The 3,892-nt window shown below is 59.1% G+C and carries 3 protein-coding genes; 1 reads left to right on the forward strand and 2 read right to left on the reverse strand.

Annotation, left to right across the window (positions count from 1 at the left end):
* Positions 1 to 107 precede the first annotated feature (107 nt).
* Together NW857_RS01055 and NW857_RS01060 are read right to left on the reverse strand one after the other, a co-directional pair.
* Positions 108 to 1,826, reverse strand: coding sequence for an ABC transporter permease (locus tag NW857_RS01055; protein ID WP_414367739.1), 1,719 nt, complete (start codon positions 1,824 to 1,826; stop codon positions 108 to 110).
* Positions 1,827 to 2,013: 187 nt separating this feature from the next.
* A complete protein-coding gene (locus tag NW857_RS01060) occupies positions 2,014 to 3,066 on the reverse strand; it encodes a Fe(3+) ABC transporter substrate-binding protein (RefSeq protein ID WP_414337242.1) in 1,053 nt (350 codons plus the stop codon).
* A 401-nt stretch (positions 3,067 to 3,467) separates the two neighbouring features.
* Between NW857_RS01060 and NW857_RS01065 the strand changes: the two genes are divergently transcribed.
* A partial coding sequence (locus NW857_RS01065; RefSeq protein WP_414367740.1) for an NAD-binding protein occupies positions 3,468 to 3,892 on the forward strand: 425 nt, incomplete at its 3' end.

A 3,892-nucleotide genomic window follows, 5' to 3' on the forward strand; every position in this document is an offset into this window, starting at 1 on the left:
CCAGAGGTACCCTCACCCCCAACCCCTCTCCCAGAGGTACCCTCACCCCCAACCCCTCTCCCAGAGGTACCCTCACCCCCAACCCCTCTCCCAGAGGGAGAGGGGAGTTAGGGAAGGACGTAGGGAGACGTTTTATTTGAGGAGCCTAGATTGCGTCGCTGGGCTATCTGGGCGTTGAGCAGGATCACCGGCAAAATCCCCACCAGGACAATCGCCAAGGCGGGGGCGCCGGCCTCGGCCAGGCGTTCGTCGGCAGCCATGCGGTAGGTGTGGACGGCCAAGGTATCGAAGTTAAAGGGCCGCAACACCATCGTGGCCGGCAGCTCCTTCATCACATCTACAAACACCAGCAGCATCGCTCCCAGGATCCCGCCCCCCATCAGGGGCAGGTGCACCCGCCACAGGGTGCCCAGGGATCCCTGCCCCAAGCTGCGGGCTGCCTCGTCCAGGCTGGGAGGAATGCGCGCTAGCGTCGCCTCGACGGTGGACAGAGCCACCGCCAAAAAGCGCACCAGATAGCCAAACACCAACGCCACAATAGTGCCGCTGATCACCAGACCGGGCGGCTGTTGAAAGAGCGCCTGCCGCAAGTAGCTCAGCAGTTGATCCAGTTGCCCCAGGGGAATCAGAACTCCTACTGCAATCACCACGCCCGGTAGCGCGTAGCCCAGGGAAGATAGCCGCACCGCCAGCCGCAGGCCCCAGGCCCGCTGCAGCCGCAAACCGTACAGCACCGCCACTGCCACCAAGACGGCGATCACCGCCGTGATCGTCGAGAGGAGAAAGCTGTTCTGGGCGTAGCTCCAAAAGCGGCGGCCCAATTCCCCCTGGCGCAGGGTCATATGGAGCAGGATCAGGGCAGGGATAACGAAGCCCAGCCCAATCGGGATCCCACAGGCCAGCCACGCCCCCACCCCCCGGATCCCGTGCAAGGGATAACGACTTGGGTTTGGCTTGAATCCTTGGCGATAGTAGCGCGCCCGCCGGCGGGAAAATTGCTCCAGGGCCATCAGTAGCAACACCAACAGCAAAAGCAGCGCTGAAAGCTGAGCTGCTGCCACAGGATTGCCCAGAGCTGTCCAGGTGCGGTAGATGCCGGTAGTAAAGGTATCGACCCCAAAATAGCTGACGGTGCCGAAATCGTTCAGGGTCTCCATCAAAGCCAGCAGACAGCCGGCCACGATCCCCGGCCGGGCCAAGGGCAAGGCCACCCGGAAAAAGCTAGCCCACGGCCCGTAGCCCAAGGAGCGGCTCACCTCCAAACAGACCACCGACTGTTCCTGGAAGGCCAGCCGCGCCGAGAGATACACATAGGGGTAGAGGGTGAGGACGAGCAGCAGGATCGCCCCCCACAAGGAGCGAATGTTGGGGAACCAGTAGTCGCCGATCCCCCAGCCGGTAACCCGCCGCAGCCAGGTCTGGAAGCCGCCGGTTACTTGCAAAAAATCGGTGTAAGCGTAGGCCAACACATAAGTGGGAGCCGCCAGGGGCAACACCAGCATCCACTCTAGCCAGGCCCGCCCCCAGAATTCGCACATTGTCACCAGCCAGGCAGTGCCGCTGCCCACCAGGATGACTCCCAGCGCCACCCCCACCATCATCAGCAGGCTGTTGCGCACGTACAGCCCCAAGACCGTGTCGGCCAGGTGCTCCCAAACCTGCCGCTCATCAGCAAAAAGGCTGAGGAGAACCGTCAGAGTGGGAATCAAAATTAAGCCCGTCAGGGCTAAGGTCAGCAACGTCCAACCGCTGAACCAGCGCGTCCAAGCTCTCTTGAGAGAATGGTCAAAGCGTTTACCCAGATTTAGCCAAGCTAACTTTTCCATCAATTGCAATTGAAATCCCTGAGAGCTGGCAAAAACTTTTTCTTCACCGTACTGTTTCCCAATTGTCAGGCAAATCTTAGGAAAAAACAAAGAAGCTAAGTCTCAAGACTCAAACTTGGGACTTGGTTCTGCTTTGGGGCTGCAACCGGGGAGCCAAGAAGAAAGCTCTCGGCAACCCCGGCGCTTTTCATCGCCAACCGGCCCGATCCATCACTTTCAGGGCATCGGGGGTAACGCGGCCAATGCTGGCGGCGTTGATCGTGTCTTCCTTGAAGGTGCCAAGGCTGGCCACCACCGAGTCGATCTCCGCCCCCGGCAGCACCGGGTATTCGTTGTTGCTCTGGGCAAAGATGGCCTGCGCCTCTGGGCCGGAGAGGAACTCCAGAAACTGGATGGCGGCCTCTTTGTTGGGAGCTGTTTTCAGAATGCCGGCGCCGCTGATGTTGACGTGGGTGCCGCGATCCTGTTGGTTGGGAAAGAAGACGCCGATCTTTTCGGCTACGGCCCGATCTTCAGGATTGTCGGATTTGATCAAACGCGGCAAATAGTAGGTGTTGGACAGCGCCACATCCCCCACTCCGGCAGCCACGGCTTTGATTTGATCAATGTCTCCCCCTTCCGGCGGGCGGGCGAAGTTGGCCACCAAGCCCCGCGCCCACTGTTCGGTTTCTGGGATCCCGTGCGCCAAGATGATGGAAGCCGTCAGAGATTGGCTGTACACATTGCTGGAGGAGCGGGTGAGCACCTTGCCCCGCCACTTGGGGTTGGCCAGATCTTCGTAGGTGGAGAGCTCCTTGGGATCCACCTTGTCTTTGTTGTACATGATCACCCTGGCCCGCTTGGTTAGGCCAAACCAGTAGCCTTCCGGATCCCGCAGCGATTCCGGGATGTTCTTAGAGAGCGTCTCGGACTGGATGGGCTGAAACAGGCCTTCGTTCTGGGCGCGCCACAGCCGGGCAATATCTACGGTCATAAAGATATCGGCAGGGCTGTTGGATCCCTCGCTGCGGATGCGCTGGGCAATCTCGTCGGCGTTGCCCTGCACCCAATTGACAGTAATGCCCGTTTTCTGTTTGAAGAGGTCGTACAATTTTTCATCGGTGCCGTAGTGCCGAGAGGTGTAGAGGTTCACCTCCCGGTTGGCGCCGCGGGCCGGACGCCCCAGCAAGCCTGCCGCCAAGGCTACAGAGCCCAGCGCGGCTCCGCTGACCAGTTGCCGTCGCGATAAGCGCATACCCAACTCCTAAACTCAAAAACATTTCAAGAAAGGCTGCTGCATTGACCCAGTCAGCAATGCCTTTACCCGAGAAAGCACTTGAAAACCCCCTCCCTGAATCAGGGCAGTTCCCTCAAATGCCGGCCTTTTGACCCTTCTCTAGGCCAAGCTTATTGAGATTTTTATTCAAGAACTTTGCTCTGGGGCAATGATAGAGGATCCTGAGTACCGAGTCAAGCTGTTGGGAGTCGTTCTCATCTTTGAACCGTTTGGCCCAAGATCCGCCAACTCTCGCTGGAAACAAGAGCCAAGGTCGCTTCTCATCGCGGCTGGCCGGGCAAGGGGATCCCTTACCGGAATATTTTGGGTAGGGCGGGGTTCTAGACCTGCCTTGGGTATAAAGGGAGCAGGGTAGGTGGTGGAGTATGGTGGGATCCCTTTCTCATCAATGGCTGGATGAGCAACTGCAGGACAATGGCCGGGATCCGGGTGTTTTCATCCTGGTCTGTGGCTACAACGACTTGGCAGCGTTGACGCTGCAGATTCTGGAAGACTTTGGACAGCGCGCGGTGGTGGTGGCTCCCGGCCCGCGGCCTTCTTTATTAAAAGAGCAGTGGCAATACCTAGAGGGGGATCCCCATCAGCCGGAGGTGTTGCGCCGGGCTGGGATCGAGCGGATCAAGGTGGCATTGCTTGTGGAGGACAACGACCAAGCCAACTTCGAGCTGGCTCTCTTGATTCGGGATCTCAACCCGCAGGTGCGCATTGTCTCTCGTCTGTTTAACACCGGCCTTGCCCGCTACCTGGACTCGATTTTGCCGCAGCATTTTTCCCTGTCGGTGGCTGCCTT

Source organism: Synechococcus sp. H55.9 (assembly GCF_047462355.1).
Classification (GTDB): domain Bacteria; phylum Cyanobacteriota; class Cyanobacteriia; order Thermostichales; family Thermostichaceae; genus Thermostichus.

Excerpts from the sequence above, each read along its gene's own strand:
- NW857_RS01055 (WP_414367739.1), bottom strand. The coding sequence starts at position 1,826 with ATGGAAAAGTTAGCTTGGCTAAATCTGGGTAAACGCTTTGACCATTCT.